General features: G+C 72.7%; 3 protein-coding genes. All 3 read right to left on the bottom strand.

Annotated features, from left to right (window positions below):
• Positions 1-4: 4 nt before the first annotated feature.
• From ACFWN2_RS03520 to ACFWN2_RS03510, 3 genes are read right to left on the bottom strand one after another with little or no spacing between them, the layout of a single operon-like run.
• Positions 5-4,450: a type I polyketide synthase gene (locus tag ACFWN2_RS03520; RefSeq protein ID WP_382424679.1), complete on the bottom strand. Its 4,446-nt coding sequence runs from the start codon at positions 4,448-4,450 to the stop codon at positions 5-7.
• Positions 4,450-9,870: a type I polyketide synthase gene (locus ACFWN2_RS03515; protein WP_382424678.1), complete on the bottom strand. Its 5,421-nt coding sequence runs from the start codon at positions 9,868-9,870 to the stop codon at positions 4,450-4,452. The genes ACFWN2_RS03520 and ACFWN2_RS03515 overlap by 1 nt, the downstream gene beginning before the upstream one ends.
• A gap of 46 nt (positions 9,871-9,916) precedes the next feature.
• Positions 9,917-21,619 carry an SDR family NAD(P)-dependent oxidoreductase gene (locus ACFWN2_RS03510; RefSeq protein ID WP_382424677.1) on the bottom strand — a complete coding sequence of 3,901 codons (11,703 nt, stop codon included), beginning with the start codon at positions 21,617-21,619 and terminating at the stop codon, positions 9,917-9,919.
• Positions 21,620-21,783: the final 164 nt, after the last annotated feature.

The following is a 21,783-nucleotide window of genomic DNA, read 5'->3' as shown; positions in this document are numbered from 1 at the left end:
CGGCTCAGGTGCCGAGCTGTTGGTCGATGAAGGCGAAGAGCTCGTCGTCGGACGCCTCGGTGAGGTCGGTCCGCGCCACAGCTCCGCGGGAATGCGTTGGTGCGGAGCCGAACTCCGCCACGAGCGCGTGCAGGCGCTCCAGCACGGCGGCGCGCGCCGCGTTGTCGTCGTCGAGGCCGGCGAGCACCTCGGCGGCTCTGTCGAGGTCGTGCAGCAGGGCTTCCGCCGCGTGCTCGGGGCCCGCCACCTCCGCCCACAGGTAGTCCGCGAGCGCGAGCGGTGTCGGGTGGTCGAAGACCAGGGTCGACGGGACCGACAGCGACGCCGCCGCGTCGAGGCGGTTGCGCAGTTCGACTGCGGTCAGCGAGTCGAAGCCGAGCTCGCTGAACGCGCGGTCCGGTTCGATCGTCGTGCCGCTCGCGTGTCCGAGCACCTTGGCGACGACGTCGCGGACCAGGTCGAGCAGCAGGCGGCGCTGCTCGGGCTCGATGAGTCCGGCGAGCCGGTCGCGCAACGACGGACCCGCCGTCGCCGCGGGAACGTCGGCCTGCTGCCGGGGGATCTCCGCGAGGACCGGTGCCTGCCGCGCGGTGTCGAGGTAGGCGGGCCAGTCGAAGTCCGCCACGGTCACCGTGACGTCGTCCGCGGCGAGCGACTCGAACAGCGCCTCGACGGCGGCGTGCGGCGTCATCGGCCGCAGCCCCATCCGGCGCACGCCCTCGTCGTGCGAGCCGGCCATGCCGCCCTCGGCCCACGGGCCCCACGCCACGGCCGTGGCGGGCAGTCCGTCGAAACGCCGTTGCTCGGCCAGGGCGTCGAGGTGCGCGTTGGCGGCGGCGTAGGCCGCCTGGCCGCCGTTGCCGAGCACCCCGGCCAGGGACGAGTACAGGACGAACGCGTCCAGTTCGAGGTGCTTGGTCAGGTCGCCGAGGTGGTGCGCGGCGTCGACCTTCGGCCTGGCGACGGCGTCGAACCTCTCCGGGGTGAGGCCCGTGATCAGGCCGTCGTCGAGGACTCCCGCGGTGTGCACGACGACCCGGAGGTCGTCCAGCTCCGCCACGACCGAGGCCAGTGCGTCGCGGTCGGCCGCGTCGCAGGCGCGGATGCTCACCCGCGCACCGAGTTCGGTGAGCTCCGCGGCCAGTTCAGGCGCTCCGGGAGCGTCCTCGCCGCGGCGCGACAGCAGGACCAGGTGTTCCGCACCCGCCTCGACCAGCCGCCGGGCGACCAGCGCGCCGAGCGCACCCGTGCCGCCCGTGACCAGCGCGGTACCGCTGGTGGTCCACGTCGCGGTCGAGGGCTCGGCGGGCACGAGACGGCGCGCGTGCACGCCGGACTCGCGGATCGCGACCTCGTCCTCACCGCCGGACAGGACCTCCACCAGCCGTGCGACGGACCGGGCGTCCGGCACCTCCGGGAGGTCGACGCAGCCACCCCAGGAACGGGGCTGTTCGATCGCCGCGACCCTGCCGACGGCCCAGACCTCGGCCTGCCGGGGCGAGGTGACCCGCTCGTGCCCGACCGCGACCGCACCACGCGTGGCGCACCACAGCGTGGTGCCCTCGCGGAGCAGGGCGGCGGCCTCCATGCCGTCGCCGGCGAACGCGAGAACGTTGCCCTCGCGGGCGTCGGCGGCGGTGACCACCTTGGTGCCCAACGCTTCCGCGGCCGCCTGCGCCCAGGCGTCGTCCTGGTCCGCCACGACCGTCCACGGCCCGGCCGGTGTGCCTGTGGTCGCCACGGGTGTCCACCGGATGTGGTGGCGCCAGCCGTTCGCCCGCTTGGCCGGCTCGGGCGCGAGCCAGAACCGCTCCCGCTCGAACGGGTAGGTCGGCAGGTCGACCGTCTGAGCGCCGGTGCCCGCGAAGATGCCGGGCCAGTCGAGCTTGACGCCGTGGGCGAACAAGGTGGCCTGCGCCTGCGCGGCGGTGGTGACCTCGTCGCGGTTCTTGCGCTGCACGGGCAGGAACAACCCGCCGGGCACGCAGTCGCCCCCCTGGGAGGAGAGCGCCGCGTCCGGGCCGATCTCGACGAAGCGGCGGACGCCCAAGGTGTGCAGGGCGGCCATGCCCTCGGCGAACCGGACGGTGCCGCGCACGTGCCGCACCCAGTACTCCGGGTCGGTGACCTCGTCGGCGGTGGCGACGGCGCCGGTGAGGTTGGAGATCAGCGGGATGCGCGGCGCGGCGTACTCGACGTCGCGGGCGATCTCCCGGAACTCGGCGAGCATGCCGTCCATGTGGTGCGAGTGGAACGCGTGGCTCACCGGAAGCCGCTTGGAGCGCTCGAACCGGGCGGCCATCTCGGCGACGGCCTCCTCGTCACCGGACAACACCAGTGACTCCGGGCCGTTGACGGCCGCGATGCTCACGCCCGGCAGCAGCTCGACCTCGGCCTCCGAGGCCCTGACCGCGATCATCGCGCCGCCCGCCGGCAACGCCTGCATGAGCCTGCCGCGAGCGGTGACCAGCCTCGCCGCGTCCTCCAGCGACCACACGCCCGCGAGGTGCGCGGCGGTGAGCTCGCCGATGGAGTGGCCGAGCAGGAAGTCGGGACGGACGCCCCACGACCTCACCAGCTCCGCGAGCGCCACCTCGAACGCGAACAGCGCCGGCTGGGTCACCGCCGTCTGGTCGAGCGCTTCCGGCACGTCGCCGTGCACGACGTCCAGCAGCGAGAACTCGGTGTGCTTGTCCAGGTGCGCCGCCACCTCGGCGAACTTCTCCGCGAACACCGAGTAGGCGGACAGCTCGCGCCCCATGCCGAGGCGCTGCGCACCCTGACCGGTGCACAGGAACGCGACCTTGCCGGTGGTCTGCGTGCCGGTGACGACCTCGGGCCCCTGTCCTTCGGCCGCCAGGGCGGCCAGCCCCTCCTCGCCGAAGACCACCGCGCGGTGCGTGCGCGCGGCACGACCGGTGGCGAGGGTGAAACCGACGTCGACCGGGTCGAGTCCGGGCACCCGGCGCGCGAGGCGCTCCGCCTGCCGGCGCACCGCTGCCTCGGTGTTCCCCGAGAGCACCCAGGGGACGCGGGCGGGCGGAGCGGTCTCGCGAACGGCGGCCGCGCGTTCCGGCGCTTCGCGAAGGATGACGTGGGCGTTGGTGCCGCTGATGCCGAACGACGACACCGCCGCGGTGCGGGGGTGCCCGGCGGCGGGCCAGTCGCGGTGCTCGGTGAGCAGGCGCCCGTTGCCCGAGTCCCACGAGATGGCCGACGACGGCTCGGTGACGTGCAGCGTGCGCGGCAGTTCGCCGCGGCGCAGCGCCTCGACCATCTTGATGATCCCGGCGGCTCCGGCGGCGGACTGGGTGTGCCCGATGTTGGACTTGATCGAGCCGAGCCAGAACGGCTCCTCGCGGTCCTGGCCGTAGGTGGCGAGCAGAGCGTCGGCCTCGATCGGGTCGCCCAGCTCGGTGCCGGTGCCGTGCGCCTCGATCACGTCCACCTCCCCCGCGGGCAGGCGGGCGTCGGCGAGCGCGGCGCGGATGACGCGTTGCTGCGACGGTCCGTTGGGCGCGGTGAGGCCGTTGGACGCGCCGTCCTGGTTGACCGCGGAGCCCTGGATGACCGCGAGCACGTGGTGACCGTTGCGCTCGGCGTCCTCCAGCTTCTCCAGCAGCAGGATTCCCGCGCCCTCGCCGAAGCCGGTGCCGTCGGCGGAGGCGGAGAAGGACTTGCAGCGGCCGTCCGGGGAGAGCGCGCGCTGCCGGGAGAACTCGACGTAGGTGTCGGGGATGGGCATGACGCACACCCCGCCGGCGAGGGCCATCGAGCACTCGCCCGTGCGCAGCGCCTGAGCGGCGAGGTGGACGGCGACCAGCGACGACGAACAGGCGGTGTCGACCGTCAGCGCCGGCCCCTCCAGGCCGAGCGTGTAGGCCACGCGACCGGACAGGACGCTGCCCTGGGTCCCGTTGCCCAGGAAGCCCTCGACGCCTTCGGGCAGCTGTCCGACGCCGACGCCGTAGTCGCTGTACATGAGCCCGGCGAACACGCCGGTCGCGCTGCCCTTGAGCGTCGTCGGGTCGATGCGGGCGTGCTCGACGGCCTCCCAGCTGACCTGGAGCATCAGCCGCTGCTGCGGGTCCATGGCCAGCGCCTCGCGCGGCGAGATCCCGAAGAAGTCCGGGTCGAAGTCCGCGGCGTCGTGCAGGAAGCTCCCCTCGCGGGAGTACGACGTGCCGCGGTGGTCGGGGTCGGGGTGGAACAGCTCGCCGAGGTTCCAGCCCCGGTCCGCCGGGAATCCCGACACCGCGTCGGTGCCGGTCGCGACCAGGTCCCACAGGGACTCGGGCGAGTCGACGCCGCCGGGGTACCGGCAGGCCATGCCGATGATCGCGATTGGCGCGTGGGCGTCGTCGACCAGCTTCCGGTTGCGGGCGGCCAGCCTGCTGCTCTCCTTGACCGACTCCCGCAGTGCTGCGACAAGTTCCTCGTTGGAGGGCATCAGAAGTTCTCCGAACCAGAGGTGAGTGACACGGTGTTGTCCTCGGCGGCCGCCATGACGCGCTTCACCAGTTCGTCGGCGTCCATCTCGTCCACCAGGTCGTCCGCGGGGGCCACCTCGGCGACGGACCCGGCCGCCGGGTCGTTCGCCAGCCGGACCAGTGCGTCCAGGACCCCGGCGGTGCGGAGCCGGTCGAACGGAACGGTGGCGAGCAGGCGGCGGACCTGCTGCTCGTCGACCGCACCGGAGTCGACCGGTTCGTCCATTCCGGGCAGCAGCGAGAGGACGAAGGTCGCGATCGCGCGCGGGGACGGGTGGTCGAACACGACGGTGGCGGCCAGGCGCAGCTCGAACATCGCGTTGAGGCGGTTGCGCAGGTTCACGGAGCTGAGCGAGTCGAACCCCAGCTCGGTGAACGCGCGTTCCGGGTCGATCGCCGCCCCTGAGCTGTGCCCCAGCACGTCGGCGACCTGGTCGAGCACGGCGTCCTGCACCGCGTCCGGCCGTTCGGCTCCCGGCAGCGCGGCCAGGCGTTCGACCAGCGACAGCTCCCGCGTCTCGCTCGTCGTCGCGCTCCGGCGGGTGGTGCGGACCAGGCCGCGGAGAACGGCCGGGATCTCGGTGCTGCGCGCGACGCGGTTCAGGGCGGTCAGGTCGAGCTTCACCGGGACCACCAGCGACTCGTCCACCGCCAGGGCCGCGTCGAAGGCGCGCATGCCCTCGGCGCGGTCCAGCGAGGCGAACCCGTCCCGGCCGAGGCGACCGGTCTGGGTCTCGTCCAGGTGGCTGGTCAGCCCCTGGTCCTGCTGCCACGGACCCCAGGCCAGCGACCGGGCGGCGAGACCGCGAGCCCGGCGGTAGCCGGCCAGCGCGTCCAGGAAGGAGTTGGCGGCGGCGTAGCTGCCCTGGCCGGGAGAGCCGAGGACGCCGGCGGCCGACGAGTACAGGACGAAGTGCTGAAGGCCCATGTCCTTCGTGAGCTCGTGGAGGTGCCACGCCGCGTCGACCTTCGGGGTGAGCACCCCGGCGAGCCGTTCGGGGGTGATCGTGGTGACGAGGCCGTCGTCGAGCACCCCGGCGACGTGCACGACGCCGGTCAGCGGGTGGCCGGCCGGGATGCGGCCGAGCACGGTGGCGAGTTCCTGGCGGTCGGCGCTGTCGCAGCGCTCCACCACGACCTGTGCGCCCAGTGCGGTCAGCTCGTCGTGCAGGTCCGCCGCTCCCGGTGCTTCGATGCCGCGGCGGCTGGTCAGGACCAGGTGCCGGACGCCGTGTTCGGTCACCAGGTGCCGGGCGGCGAGTGCGCCGAGGTCTCCGGTGCCACCGCTGATCAGCACGGTGCCGTCCGGGTCCCACGCCGTCAGGTCGTCGGACGCGGCGGCGGGAACCAGACGCGGCACGACCAGTTCGCCACCGTGCAGCGCGACCTGGGGCTCACCGGTCGCGACGGCCTCGCCGACCGATTCGGCCGGACCGTCGAAGAGGACGACCCTGCCGGGGTTCTCGGACTGGGCGGAACGGACCAGGCCCCACACCGCGGCGGCAGCCGGGCACGGTTCGGCGGGATCGGTCGCACCGCTGGTGCGCACGACCAGGGTCGCCGAGGCGAACCGGTCGTCCTCCAGCCAGGTGCGCAGGACGGCCAGCACGCTCGCGGTGAGCCGGTGGGTGTCGGCGACCGGGTCGTCTCCGGACGTCGCCGAGAACACGACGTGTCCTTCGACGTCGCCCTCGGCGGGCAGGTCGGCGTGGTCGGTCCAGGGCGCGGAACCCCGGGCGGGCCGGCTCTGCCACTCGACCGCGTACAGGTTCTCCGGCGCGTCCGCGTTCCGCAGCTGTTCCGCGGTGACGGGCCGGGTGGCGATCGACTCGACGGAGATCACCGGCTGGCCGGCGTCGTCCACCGCGGACAGGGTTCCGGAGTTCCCGTCGGACCCCGTCAGCCTCACCCGCAGCGTGCGCGCACCCGTGGCGTGCAACGAGACACCGCTCCACGAGAACGGGAGTGCGGCGGACTCCTCCGCGCCGGGGGCCAGGAAGAGGGTGTGCAGCGCCGCGTCGAGCAGGGCGGGGTGGATCGTGAAGCCGTCGGTGCCGGCGTCCGGCAGGGCGACCTCGGCGAAGACCTCGTCACCGCGCCGCCACGCCGCCCGCAGGCCCTGGAACTGCGGGCCGTAGTCGAAACCGGCGTCGGCCAGGCGGGGGTAGAAGTCGTCCAGGGCAACGGACTCGGCTCCGCTGGGCGGCCACTCCCCCGGCACCCAGTGGTCCGCGGTGGAGGTGGGCCGCAGCCATCCGTCGGCGTTGCGGACCCACGCCTGCCCGGAGGTGGCGTCGCGGTGCCGGCTGTGGACGGAGACCGGCCTGCGGCCTTCCTCGTCGGCGTCGCCCACGACCACCTGCAGTGCCAGGGAACCCTCGGCACCCGGCAGCACCGGCGCGTGGAGCGTCAGTTCCTCGACGGTCCCGCAGCCGACCTCGTCACCGGCGCGGATCGCCAGCTCGACCAGGCCCGCCCCCGGCACGATCACCGTGCCCATGACGGCGTGGTCGGCCAGCCAGGCCTGGGAGGCGAGCGACACCCGTCCGGCGAACAACGCCCCGTCGCCGTCCGCGGGCAGGATCGACGCTTCGAGCACCGGGTGCTCCGCCGAGACGAGGCCGATCGCGCTGAGGTCGGCGGGACCGCTGTTGTCGTTGGCGAGCCAGTACGGGCTGTTCTGGAACGCGTAGGTGGGCACGTCCACGCGACGGGCACCCGTGTCGCGGAAGAACGCCGTCCAGTCGACCTGCGCGCCGCTGACGTGCAGTCGCGCCACCATCGTGGCCAGGTCCAGGTCCTCGGCGTGGTTCTTGCGCAGCGACAGGACGAACGCCGCGGCCTCCGGGCGCTCCACGATCTCCATCGCGGCGGCGGTCAGCACACCGTTGGGTCCCACCTCGACGAAGCGGGTGACGCCTTCCCGTTCGAGCAGGCTCACCGCGTCGGTGAACCGGACGGGACGGCGGATGTGGCGGACCCAGTACTGCGGGTCGCCCACCTCGTCCGCGCCGGCCTGCTTGCCCGTGAGCGTGGAGATGATCGGGATGCGCGGCGCGGAGTAGGTGAGCTCGGCGGTCGCCCTGCCGAACTCGTCGAGGATGCCGTCCATCAGCGCCGAGTGCGACGCCTGGCTGACGACGAGCTTCTTGGCCTTGCGCCCCCGGTCCTTGAACCGCTGGGCGATGGCCATGGCGGTGTCCTCGTCGCCGGAGATCACGACCGACGTCGGCCCGTTCAGCGCCGCGAACCCCACCAGGCCGGTGAGCTCGGGCGCGACCTCCTCCTCCGAGGCCTGGATCGCGACCATCGCGCCGCCGGGCGGCAGCGAGTTCATCAACCGGCCGCGGATCGCGACGATGCGCGCGGCGTCGGCCAGCGACCAGACGCCGGCGACGTGCGCCGCGGCGAACTCACCGATCGAGTGCCCCGCCACGAAGTCCGGGACGACGCCCCAGGACTCCAGCAGCCGCGCCACCGAGACCTCGACGGCGAACAGGGCGGGCAGCATGTAGTCGATCCGGTCCAGCAGCGCGGAGTCCTCCGCGAACAGGACCTCGCGCAGCGGCCGCTCCAGGTGGGCGTCGAACTCCCCCATGACGGCGTCGAAGATGGCGGCGAACGCGGGGTTGGCAGCGGACAGCTCACGGCCCATCGCCAGGTACTGCGCCCCGCCGCCGGTGAACAGGAACGCGGTCTTGCCGTTGCTCACGCTGCCCTGCAGGACCTGGTCGCTCCTCGCGCCGTCGGCGAGGACGGCCAGTCCGTCGAGGAGGCCGTCGCGGTCGGCGGCGAGGACGACACCCCGTTCGGCGAGCGCGGTGCGGCCGGTGGCGAGCGAGTAGGCGAGGTCGAGCGGGCTCGCGGAGGGATCGGCCTCCACTGTGGACAGCAGCCTGCGGGCCTGCGCCGCGAGCGCCTCGCGGCTCGTCCCGGACAGCACGACGGGAACGGGCGTGTTCCCGGTGCTGGGCCGGTCCTCGGCGACCTCCTCGGCGGGTGCCTCCTCGATGATCAGGTGGGCGTTGGTGCCCGAGATGCCGAAGGACGACACGGCCGCCCGGCGCGGCTCGTCCTGCCGGGGCCACGCCTGGGCCTCCGTCAGCAGCTCGACGGCACCCGACTGCCAGTCCACGAACGACGTCGGCTTGTCGACGTGCAGGGTCTTCGGCAACGTGTCGTGGTGCAGCGCCATCACCATCTTGATGAGGCTGCCGACGCCCGCCGCGCACTGCGTGTGGCCGATGTTGGACTTCAGCGAACCCAGCCACAGCGGCCGGTCACCGGGGCGGTCCTGCCCGTAGGTCGCGAGGACCGCCTGCGCCTCGATCGGGTCGCCGAGCCGGGTGCCGGTGCCGTGCGCCTCGACCACGTCGACGTCCCTCGTCGACAGCCGGGCGTCGGCGAGCGCCTGCGCGATGACGCTCTTCTGCGCGGGCCCGCTGGGTGCGGTGAGCCCGTTCGACGCGCCGTCCTGGTTGATCGCCGAACCCCGGACGACCGCGAGCACCCTGTGGCCGTTGCGCCGGGCGTCGGAGAGCTTCTCCAGCATCACCACGCCGGCGCCCTCGGACCAGCCGGTGCCGTCGGCGGCCTCGGCGAACGACTTGCACCGCCCGTCGGGCGACAGACCGCGCTGGCGGGAGAACTCGACGAAGACGCCGGGCCCTCCCATGATGTTCGCGCCCCCCGCCAGGGCGAGGTCGCACTCACCGCTGCGCAGCGCCTGCACGGCGAGGTGGATCGCCACCAGCGACGACGAGCACGCGGTGTCCACCGAGACGGCGGGGCCTTCGAGACCGAGGTTGTAGGCGATGCGGCCGGAGTGCACGGAACACGTGGTGCCGGTGAGGAGGTACCCCTCCACGTTGAGGGCTTCCTCGTGCAACCGCGGTCCGTACTCCTGCGACGACACACCCGCGTACACGCTGGTCCTGGTGCCGGCCAGCGAACCGGGGGCGATGCCCGCCCGTTCGATGGCCTCCCACGTGACCTGCATCAGCAGGCGCTGCTGCGGGTCCATCGCCAGCGCCTCACGCGGTGAGATGCCGAAGAACTCGGCGTCGAACTCGTCCGCGGTGTGCACGAAGCCACCGGTGTTCACGTAGCTGTGGCCGGAGCTCTCGGGGTCGGCGTCGAACAGCCCCTCCAGGTCCCACCCGCGGTTGGTCGGGAACCCGGAGATCCCCTCCCGCTCCTCGTCGACCAGTCGCCAGAGGTCCTCGGGACTCTCGACGTCACCGGGGTAGCGGCAGGCCATGCCGATGATCGCGATCGGTTCCCTGTCACGGGACTCCGCTTGCCGCAGGCGCGTCCTGGTCTGCTGGAGCTCCGCGGTGAGCTTCTTCAGCAGGCCGACCAGCTTCTCTTGATCCGCCATCTCACAACCTCAAAGAAATGTTGACCAGGACAGGGGGTGGGCTCGGTCAGGAAAGGCCGAGTTCTCGTTCCAGGAAGTCGACGACGTCGTCGACCGAGGCGTCCGCCAGGTCGGTGCTCTCGTCGTCGACCGGCCCCGCGGCCGTCGCCGAGAACGTCGACAGCAGTTCCTCCAGCCGCAGCACGATCGTCAGGTGACCGTCCCCGTCGACCGCCCGCAGGCTCGTCTCCAGGCGGTCCAGCTCCGCGAGCACGGCGGCCGCGGACAACGTGGCGGCTCCCTGCGGAGCCAGCAGCTCCTTCAGGTGGGTCGCGAGCGCGGCCGGTGTGGGGTGGTCGAAGACGGCCGTCGCGGACAGCCGGACCTCCGCCGCCGTGTTGAGCCGGTTGCGCAGCTCGACCGCCGTCAGCGAGTCGAGGCCGATGTCCGTGAACGGCTTGGTCGTCTCCAGCGCGTCCACGTCGCTGTGGCCGAGGACGGCGGCGGCGTGCCCGCGGACGAGGTCGACCAGGAACGCGTCCTGCTCCGTCGCCGTCAGCGAGGCGAGCCGGTCCGCCAGCGAGGACGACTGGGCCGCCTCGGTGACGCGGCGGGACGTGGCCCGTCCCAGCTCGTGCCACATCTGGTTGAGCTCGTTGTGCTTGGCGAACTTGCGCAACGCCGCGCGATCGAGCTTCACCGGGACGGTGACGGGCTCGTCCGTGCGGAGCGCGTCGTCGAACAGGGTCATGCCCTCCGCCAGGGCCAGTGCTCCGAAACCCTCCTGCTCCATCACGTCCAGGTCGGAGCGGGACAGGCCGGCTCCCATGCCGTCCGCCCACAGGCCCCACGCGTGGGCCTGGCCCGCCTGGCCGTTGCCGCGGCGGTGCTCGGCCACGGCGTTGAGGAACGCGTTGGCCGCGGCGTAGTTGGCCTGGCCCTCCATGCCGGTGATGCTGCTGATGGAGGAGAACAGGACGAACCGCGCCAGGTCGAGGTGCTCGGTCAGCTCGTGCAGGTGCCAGGCCGCTTCGACCTTCGCGCGCTGCACCACGTCCAGTCGTGCGGGCGTGAGCGAGCCGAGCAGTCCGTCGTCGAGGACACCGGCGGTGTGCACGACCGCGGTCAGCGGCCGGTCCTGAGGAACGGCGTCCAGCACGGCGGCCAGCGCTTCGCGGTCGGCCGAGTCGCAGGCGGCGATGTCCGCCGTGGCACCGAGCCCGACCAGGTCGGCGCGCAGCTGCTCGGCTCCCGGCGCGTCCGCTCCGCTCCGGCTGATCAGCAGGAGGTGGCGGACGCCGTGCTCGGCCACGAGATGACGTGCGACCGCACTGCCGAGCGCGCCGGTGCCACCCGTGATCAGGACCGTTCCGTTCCGGTCGATCGGCCTCGGCAGCGTGAGCACGACCTTGCCGACGTGCTTGGCCTGGCTGATGAACCGGAACGCGTCCTGCGCCTGGCCGACGTTCCAGCTCTTGGTGGGCAACGGCGTGAGCTCTCCGCGTTCGAAGAGCCGGTCCAGCTCCGCCCAGATCTCCGCGATCCGGTCCGGTCCGGCGTCGATCAGGTCGAACGCCCGATAGGTGACGTCGCGGTGCTGTGCGGCCACCTCGGCGGCGTCGCGCACGTCGGTCTTGCCCATCTCGACGAAGTGACCGCCGGCGGTGACCAGGCGCAGCGACGCGTCCACGAACTCACCCGACAGCGCGTTGAGCACGACGTCGACTCCCTGTCCGACGGTCGCCGCGCAGAACACGTCCTCGAAGTCGAGGTCGCGCGACGACGCGATGTGCAGGTCGTCCAGCCCTGCCGCGCGCAGGACGTCCTGCTTGCCGGTGCTCGCGGTGCCGAAGACCTCCGCACCGAGCTGGTGCGCGATCTGGGTCGCCGCCATGCCGACGCCACCCGCGGCGGCGTGGATCAGGACGGACTGGCCCTTCTCAAGCCGGCCGAGGTCGCGCAGGCCGTAGTACGCCGTCAGGAACACCAGCGGCACAGCGGAGGCCTGTTCGAACGTCCACCCCTGCGGCATCCGGGTCACCAGCCGGCGGTCGGCGTCGGCGATCGGGCCGATCCCGCCGATGACCAGGCCCATCACGCGGTCGCCCGGACGCAGGTCGGTCACCTCGGAGCCGACTTCGAGCACGACGCCGGCGGCCTCGTTGCCGATCGTCCCGGCGTCTCCCGGGTACATGTCGAGCACGGTCAGCACGTCGCGGAAGTTCAGTCCGGCGGCGCGGACGCCGATGCGCACGTCTCCGGGCGCGATCGGCTCCAGCACACCGGGGTTCGGGGTCAGGACCAGGTGGTCGAGCGTGCCCTTGCCGGACATCCCCAGCACCCACGCGTCCGTTCCCGCGGGCGGGGACAGCCGGTCCTTGGCCGCGGACACGATCCTCGGCGCGAAGGCGTGGTCGCCGCGCACCGCGAGCTGCTGCTCCCCCGCCCCGATCAGCCTGCCCAGCAGTTCGCGCCCGATCGCCGCGCCGGGTTCGGCGTCGACGAGCAGGAAACGGCCGGGGTACTCCTGCTGCGCGGTGCGGACGAGGCCCCAGACGACAGCAGTCGCCGGGCTGTCGACCGCGGACTCCACTGCGACCGCGCCCTCGGTCACCACGACGAGCTGGGAGCCGGCGAACCGGTCGTCCGCCACCCAGCGCTGGACGACGTCGAGCATCCGGTGGGACAGCCTGCGCGCCGCCTCGGGCACGTCCTGGTCGTGGTCCACCGGCACGTGCAGGACGACGTGCGCGGGAGCCCGGCCGTCGACCGCCTCGTAGTCCGTCCACTCGACGGCGTCGCCGAGCACCGCCGGCGCCCACTCCACGCGCAACGCCCAGTCGTTCTGCTGCCGCGTCTGCAGCCCTTCGGCGGAGATCTCCTTCAGCACCAGGGACTCCACGGTCATCACCGGCTCGCCGGCGCTGTCCGCCACCCGGATCGACCAGGTGCCACCGCTCTCCTCGCGCAGGCGGACCCGCAGCGAGCCGGCGCCGGAGGCGTGCAGGGTGACGCCGTTGAACACGAACGGCAGCGACAGCGGCGTGTCCCCGCTCAGGCCGATCGCGTGCAGCGAGGCGTCCAGCAGTGCCGGATGCAGCCCGTAGTCCGGGTGGCTGTCGTCGTCCGCGATCACGACCTCGGCGAAGACGTCGTCACCGAGCTGCCAGGCCGCGGTCAGGCCCTGGAACGCGGGACCGTAGGACAGGCCGGTGCTCGCGAGCTCCTCGTACCGGCCGGTGATCGCCACCGGCTCGGCTCCGGCCGGCGGCCACTCGCGGAGGTCGAAGTCGGGCGTGGGCGCGGCAGGTACGAGGGAGCCCGTGGCGTGCCGCGTCCAGGCGTCTCCGGTGAGGGAGTTCGCCGGGCGAGAGTGCACGTTGACCGAACGACGACCGTCCGAAGTGGACGGACCGACCTGCACCCGGATGTCCACCGCGCCCGACTCCGGCAGCACCAGCGGGGTCTGGAGCGTCAGCTCTTCCAGGGTGCCGCAGCGGACCTCGTCCGCGGCGCGCACGGCCAGTTCGACCAGGCACGCGCCGGGAACGATCACCTGGTCCAGCACGACGTGGTCGGTCAGCCAGCCGTGGGCGGCACGGGAGAGGCATCCGGTGAAGAGGAACCCGTCTCCCTCCGCGAACTCCACGGCCGCGCCGAGCAGCGGGTGCTCGGCGGAGGCGAGCCCGAGCCCGGTCGTGCCGGCCTGCGTGCGCGGCGCCTCCAGCCAGTACCTCCCGTGCTGGAACGCGTACGTCGGCAACGGGACCCGCCGGGCACCGGGGAACATGGCGTCCCAGGCGACGGGCACACCGTGCGCGTGCAACCGCGCCAGCGCCGTGGTGAACGACTTGACCTCGTCGTGCTTCTTGCGCAGCAGCGGGACGAAGACGCTCTCCTCGTCCGCGCCCTCCGCGCCCAGTCCGGACAGGGAGCTGTCCGGGCCCAGCTCGACGAACCGCGTCACCCCGAGCTTCGCGCACACGGCCACCGCGTCGGCGAACCGCACGGGCTGCCGCGCGTGCCGGACCCAGTACTCCGGTGACGTCACCTCACCCGGCCCCACCAGGGCACCCGTCACGGTGGACACCATCGGCACCGCCGGTTCGCGGTACTCGATCAACTCCGCCACCGCGCGGAACCCGTCCAGCATCGGCTCCATCAACACCGAGTGGAACGCGTGCGACACCGACAACCGCGTGCACTTGCGGCCCTGCGCGGTGAGCTCGTCGGCCGCCGCCAGAACCGGTCCCTCCACACCGGACAGCACCACCGAACCGGCGCCGTTGACCGCGGCCAGCGACACCTCGTCCGACAGGAACCGCTCGACCTCGTCCTCGCCGGCCCGCACCGCCACCATCACGCCACCGGCAGGCAGTTCCTGCATCAACCGGCCACGCGCCGCGACCAACCTGGCCGCGTCCGCCAGTGAGAAGACGCCGGCCACGTGGGCCGCCGCGATCTCTCCGATCGAGTGGCCCACCAGGAACTCCGGCCGGACACCCCACGACTCCACGAGCCGGAACAGCGCCACCTCGACGGCGAACAACGCCGGCTGCGCCACCGCGGTCCGGTTCAGCGCCTCGGCGTCCGAGCCGAACACCACCTCGCGCACGCCCGGCAGCAGCTCGCAGACCTCGTCGAAGGCCGAAGCGAAGACCGGGAACTCCTCGTGCAGGCCGCGGCCCATCTCCAACCGCTGCGAGCCCTGACCGGCGAACAGGAACGCCAGGGGTCCACTGAGGACGGAGCCGTCCACCACGTCGGTGCCGGCCCCTCCGTCCGCGAGGACGTCCAGGGCGGCCACCAGCTCGCCGAGGTCCGCTCCGGTCACGGCGGCACGGGACTCCAACCCGGCACGGGTCGTGGCCAGCGAGAAGCCGATGTCCGCCGGGGAGAGGGTGGCGCCGGTGCCGACGAAGTCGCTCAGCCGTCGCGCCTGCTCCCGCACCGCCGCCGGCGTCCTGCCCGACAGCACCCAGGCGATCCTGGAGGTGTCCTCGCCCGTCGCGCGGACGGGGACGTCCACCTCGTCCGGAGCTTCGAGGATCACGTGCGCGTTGGTGCCGGAGATGCCGAACGACGACACGGCGGCCCTTCGCGGCCGGTCGGCCGCGGGCCACGGAACCTGCTCGGTCAGCAGCGACACCGCGCCGGTGTCCCATTCGACGTGCGGCGTCGGGGCGTCCACGTGCAACGTCGCCGGCAGCGTCCCGTTCCGCATGGCGAGGACCATCTTGATCACACCGGCGGCACCGGCGGCGGCCTGCGTGTGCCCGAAGTTGGACTTGATGGAACCCAGCCACAACGGCGGTAGTCCGGCGCGGTCCTGCCCGTAGGTGTTGAGCAGCGCCTGTGCCTCGATGGGGTCGCCGAGCCGGGTGCCCGTGCCGTGCGCCTCGACGGCGTCCACGTCCGAAGTGGACAGTCCGGCGTTGGCCAGCGCCTGGCGGATCACGCGCTGCTGCGACGGACCGTTCGGCGCGGTCAGGCCGTTCGACGCGCCGTCCTGGTTCACCGCGGAACCCTTGACCACGGCCAGGATCTCGTGGCCGTTGCGGCGCGCGTCGGACAGCCGTTCGAGCACGAGCACGCCGACGCCCTCGGACCAGCTGGTCCCGTCGGCGGCGGCCGCGAAGGACTTGCTGCGCCCGTCTGCGGCCAGGCCGCGCTGGCGGGAGAAGTCCACGAACGTCTCCGGCGTCGCCATGATCGTGACGCCACCCGCGAGAGCCAGCCCGCACTCCCCCGAGCGCAACGCCTGCGAGGCGAGGTGCAGAGCGACGAGCGAGGACGAACAGGCGGTGTCGACGGTGACCGCCGGACCCTCCAGCCCGAGCGTGTAGGCCACCCGGCCGGACAGCACGCTGGCCGAGGTGCCGGTGCCGATGTAGCCCTCGACCTCCTCGGGGATCGAGCCCAGGCTGTGCGCGTAGTCGTAGTACATGACCCCGGCGAACACGCCGGTCCTGCTGCCCTTCAACGACGTGGGGTCGAGGCCGGCGTTCTCCAGCGACTCCCACACGACCTCCAGCAGCAGGCGCTGCTGCGGGTCCATCGCCAGGGCCTCGCGCGGCGAGATGCCGAAGAACTCGGCGTCGAACGCGTCGGCGTCGTGCAGGAAGCCGCCCTCGGACGCGTAGGAGGTGCCGCGGTGGTCGGGGTCGGGGTGGAACAGGTTGTCCAGGTCCCAGCCGCGGTTCGACGGGAAGCCGGAGATGGTGTCCGTGCCCGACGCGACGACGGTCCACAGGTCCTCGGGCGAACCCACCCCACCGGGGTAGCGGCACGCCATGCCGACGATCGCGATCGGCTCGTCCGACGCGGCCGAGGTGACGACCGGCGCGGTCGGGTCGGGCTCGTCGCCGGAGAGCTGGACGTGGAGGAACGCGGCGAGCGCGGCGGGCGTCGGGTGGTCGAAGACGACCGTGGCCGGGAGCCGCACGCCGGCGGCGGCGCTCAGGTTGTTGCGCAGCTCGATCGCGGTCAGCGAGTCGAAGCCCAGGTCGGTGAACGCCTTGTCCTGCTCGACCCGGTCGGCGGAGGCGTGCCCCAGCACGCCCGCGACCTGGGCGCGCACCACACCGAGCAGCACGGCCCGCTGGTCGGACTTCGCGATCCCGGCCAGCAGTGAGCCCTGCGCGGGCGAGGCACCGGCGGCGACGCGGCGCGACCTCGTCCTGACCAGACGTTCGAGCAGCGGCGGGAGGAGTCCGTCGCGGGATCGTGCTTCGAGAGCGGCGAGGTCGAGCCGCGCGGTGACGGCGACGGGCAGGCCGGAGGCCAGTGCCGCGTCGAACAACGCGAGGCCCTCGTGCTCGGCCAACGCGGGGAAGCCCTGGCGAGCGGCGCGATCGGCCTCCTCCGGCGTCAGGCCGCCTCCCATGCCGAGCTCCCACAGACCCCACACGAGGGACTGGGCCGGGAGGCCGGCGGCGCGGCGGTGCTGCGCCAGTGCGTCGAGGAAGCTGTTGGCGGCGGCGTAGTTGCCCTGTCCGGCGCCCTCGAAGAGCCCGGACGTGGAGGAGTACAGGGCGAACAGCCGCAGGTCGAGGCCGCTCGTCAGCTCGTGCAGGTGCCAGGCGCCGTCGACCTTCGGGCGCAGCACGCCTTCGAGGCGTTCCTCGTCGAGCGACGTGACCACGCCGTCCGCGAGCGAGCCCGCGGTGTGCACCACGCCGACCAGAGGACGTTCCTCCGGGATGGCGCTGATGACGGATTCCAGGGCCGCGCGATCGGCGACGTCGCACGCTTCGATCGTGACGTGCGCACCGAGTTCGGTGAGCTCGGCGCTCAGTTCGCCGGCTCCTGGCGACTCGGCGCCGCCACGGCTGAGGAGGACCAGACTCGTGACGCCGTGGGCTGAGACCAGGTGCCTGGCCAGCGCGGCTCCGAGCCCACCGGTGCCACCGGTGATCAGGACCGTGCCTTCGAGCAGTTCCGGTTCGGCGTTGTTCCCGGCCGGGGCGCGCACGACACGAGGTGCGAGGAGAACGCCCTCGCGCACGGCCAGTTGGGCCTCACCGCTTCCGGCGGCAGTCCCGACGAACTCCTGCGGGCCGTCGAGGAGGACGAACCGCCCTGGGTGCTCGGCCTGTGCCGCACGCACCAGACCGCACACCGCCGAGGTGGCCACGTCGGTCACGTCCGGCCCGGCCGCACCACGGGTCACCACCACGAGGCGGGAGTCCGAGTACCGGGCGTCGGCGAGGAAGTCCTGCACGGCCGCGAGCACGGTGCGGGTGGCCTCGCGCACGCCGGCCGGACCGTCGTTCTCCGGCGAGACGACCAGGGCGAGCACACCGGGGACGGCGTCCACCGAGCCGAAGGTCGTCCACTCCGGTGAACTGCCGACGGGAACGGGAACCCAGTCCACTGCGTACAGACTGGACGGAGCACTCGGCGTGTCAGCGGAAGGCGCACGGGACACCAGTGAGTCGACCGTGAGAACGGGAGCACCCGCCGGGTCGACGGCGTGCAGAGCGACCTCGTCGGCGCTCTTGACCGTGATCCTGACGCGGAGCGACGTCGCGCCGGTCGCGTGCACCGACACGCCGGACCAGGAGAACGGCAGCCGTGCCCGGCCGGCGTCGTCACCGGCACCGCCGAACGCGATCGCGTGCAGCGACGCGTCCAGCAGCGCGGGGTGCAGGGCGAACTCCGCCGCGTCCACGCCGGCCTGCTCCGGCAGCGCGACCTCGGCGAACACCTCGTCGCCCGCGACCCACGCGCCGCGCAGCCCGCGGAAGACGGGGCCGTAGGCCAGACCGGTGGCGGCCAGCTCGTCGTAGACGCCGCCGAGCGCGACCTCCCGCGCTCCGGCGGGCGGCCAGGCCGTCGTGGACCACTCGCGCGGCGTCTGCTCCTCCACGGCCAGCGCGCCGGAGGCGTGCAGGACCCACTCGCCGGATCCCGACCGCAGCGAGTGCACGCTGATCGCGGACCTGCCGGAGTCGTCAACGGGGTTCGCCCGCAGCTGCAACCGCACGGAGTCGGTCGCCGCGAGCACCAGAGGTGCCTGCAGGGTCAGCTCCTCGACCGTCGCGCAGCCCACCTCCTCCGCGGCGCGCACCGCGAGGTCGAGCAGCACGGCGCCGGGAACGACGACGCGGTCGAACACGACGTGGTCGGCGAGCCACGGGTGCGTCGCGAGCGACAGGCGTCCCGTGAGCACGTGACCCACGCCGTCGGCGAGTTCGACGCTCGCGCCCAGCAGCGGGTGGTCGCCGGACTCCAGGCCCAGCGCGGCCACGTCACCGGCGGCCGTTCCCGGCAGCCAGAAGTGCTCGCGCTGGAAGGCGTACGTGGGCAGCTCGACGGTGGTCGCGCCCGCCGGGAACACCGCGGGCCAGTCGACCTGGGCGCCGCGCGCGTGGGCGTGACCCAGCGCGCTGAGCGCCTCGATCTCCTCGGAGCGGTCGCGGCGCAGGACGGGCCGGACCAGCACGTCGGCCTCGTCCGTGAGGCAGTCCGCGGCCATCGCGGACAGCACACCGTCGGGGCCCAGCTCCAGACAGGTCGTGACGCCGGCCGACTCGATGACCCGCACGGCGTCGTGGAAGCGCACGGCCTCGCTGACGTGCGCCACCCAGTAGTCCGGTGTGGACAGTTCGGCCGGGTTCACCAGGCCGCCCGTGACCGTGGAGACGAACGGGATGGCCGGAGCGGAGAAGGAGAGGAACTCCAGCAGCTGGCGGAACTCCTGCAGCATCGGCCGCATCAGCGGCGAGTGGAAGGCGTGGCTGACGTTGAGGCGCTTCGCCTTGCCGCCCTGCGCCTGCCACCGGTCGGCGATCCCCAGCACGACGTCGTCGGCTCCGGAGATCACGACGGAGCGCGGTCCGTTGATCGCCGCGATGCTCGCGGTCTGCTCGTGTCCGCCCAGCAGGCCCAGAGCCTCCTCTTCGCTGGCGCGCAACGACACCATCGCGCCTCGAAGCTCAAGCTCCTGCATCAGCCGTCCGCGGGCGGCCACCAGGGTCGCCGCGTCCTCCAGGGAGAAGACACCCGCGACGTGCGCGGCGGCGATCTCACCGATCGAGTGGCCGCTGACGTAGTCGGGCTTCAGGCCCCACGACCCGAGCATCCGGTAGAGCGCGACCTCGATCGCGAACAGCGCGGGCTGGGAGTAGGAGGTCTGGTCGATCAGGGCGGCGTTCTCGCTGCCCTCCTCGGCGAACAGCACCTCCAGCAACGGGATGTCGAGCTGGACGTCGAGGTAGCCGCATGTGTCGTCCAGCGCGCGGGCGAACACCTCGTTGCGCTCGTACAGTTCGAGGCCCATCGCGCGGCGCTGGGAACCCTGACCCGAGAACAGGAACGCGAGGCCGCCGGTGCCCGCGACGTCGCGGAGAGCCGGAGAGGCCGGGTCGATCACGGCGTCGAGGCTGGCCAGCAGCTCGTCGCGGCCGCGGCCGACGACGACGGCGCGGTGGTCGAGGGCGGCGCGGGTGGTGGCGAGCGACAGTCCGATGTCGACGGTGCTGGACGTGGAGTCGTTTCCGGCAAAGGCCTTCAGCCGTTCGGCCTGGGCGCGCAGGGCTTCCTGCGTCTTGCCCGACAACACCCACGGAACGGCGATGTTCCCGGTGTCGGCGGACCGCTCGCCCTCCGCGGGCGGCGGCTCCTCGATGATCACGTGGGCGTTGGTGCCCGAGATGCCGAAGGACGAGACCGCGGCACGGCGCGGACGGCCGGTCTCCGGCCACGGCTGGGCTTCGGAGAGCAGCGAGACGGCGCCGGCCGACCAGTCCACGTGCGGCGTCGGCGTGGTGAGGTGCAGAGAGCGAGGCAGGGTGCCGTGCCTCATCGCCATGATCATCTTGATCACGCCGGCGGCACCGGCGGCGGCCTGGGCGTGGCCGATGTTCGACTTGATCGAACCGACCCACAACGGCCTGTCCGCCTCGCGCTCGCGGCCGTAGGTGGCGAGGATCGCCTGCGCCTCGATCGGGTCGCCCAGGCGGGTGCCGGTGCCGTGGGCCTCCACGGCGTCGACGTCGGCGGCGGCGAGCCGGGCGTTGGCGAGCGCCTGGTGGATCACACGTTGCTGCGCGAGGCCGTTCGGCGCCGTCAGGCCGTTCGAGGCGCCGTCCTGGTTGATGGCCGACGCGCGCAGGACGGCGAGCACGGGGTGGCCGTTGCGCTGGGCGTCGGAAAGTCGTTCCAGGGCGAGGACTCCGACGCCCTCGCCCCAGCCGGTGCCGTCGGCCGACTCGTCGAAGGGCTTGCAGCGCCCGTCGGGCGCGAGTCCCCGCTGACGGGAGAAGGCGATGAAGTTGCCGGGGCTGGCCATGACCGCCACGCCACCGGCGAGCGCGAGGTCGCACTCGCCGGACCGCAGCGAGTTCGCGGCGAGGTGCAGGGCGACGAGCGAACCCGAGCAGGCGGTGTCCACGCTCAGCGCGGGACCTTCGAGGCCGAGCACGTACGCGATGCGACCGGACACCACGCTCGTCGCGTTGCCGGTGAGCAGATGGCCTTCTGACCCTTCGGGAGCGTCCGCCAGTCGCGGACCGTACTCCTGCGGTTCGACGCCGATGAACACGCCGGAACGGCTGCCGCGCAACGAGGTGGGGTCGACGCCCGCGCGTTCCAGCGCCTCCCAGGAGACTTCGAGCACCAGGCGCTGCTGGGGATCCATCGCGGTCGCCTCACGCGGTGAGATCCCGAAGAACTCGGCGTCGAACTCCGCCGCCGCGTCGAGGAACCCGCCGTGGCGGCTGTAGGTCTTGCCCGCCTTGCTCGCGTCGGGGTCGAAGATCTCCTCGACGTCCCAGTCGCGGTCGGAGGGGAAGCCGGTGACGGCGTCGACGCCGTCGTCGACCAGGCGCCACAACAGTTCCGGCGAGTCGACCGCGCCGGGGAACCGGCAGCCGATGCCCACGATCGCCACGTCGTCGTCGTGCTCGATCGCCGGGAACGCGGCGACGGACCCGAGCGGTTCGTCACCGGCGCCCAGGCGTGCGGCCAGCGCCATCGGGCTCGGGTAGTCGTAGACGACCGTCACGGGCAGTTCGAGGCCGGTGGCCGCGACGAGGCGCGCGTGGAGCTCGACCGACGCCAGCGAGTCGAAGCCGAGGTCGAGGAACGACCGGGTGCCGCTGCCCACCGCGGGCGCGCCGGGCACCATGTCGGCGAGTACTTCCGCGGTCACACGCAGGACGAGATCGCGCGATGCGTGTGCCGCTGCCCCCGGAATTCCCGCGGGCAGCTCGTTTCCCCGGTCCACCGCCTCGCCGGCGGGACGGAGGTCATCGAACTCGCTCAAGTGCGCACTCCCCAACTACTCCGTGGGACGTCAGTGATGGCGAACAACATCGCAAACCGATCCCGGCACGTCGGGACGCAGAAGGCCTCATAAAGCAATCACATGTCGCGGACGTGCGGGATGCAAAGATTCCACTCACCGACCACTGGACGAGAACCTCGATC

Source organism: Lentzea sp. NPDC058436 (assembly GCF_042721515.1).
Classification (GTDB): domain Bacteria; phylum Actinomycetota; class Actinomycetes; order Mycobacteriales; family Pseudonocardiaceae; genus Lentzea.
This window is presented reverse-complemented; position numbering and strand designations above follow the sequence as displayed.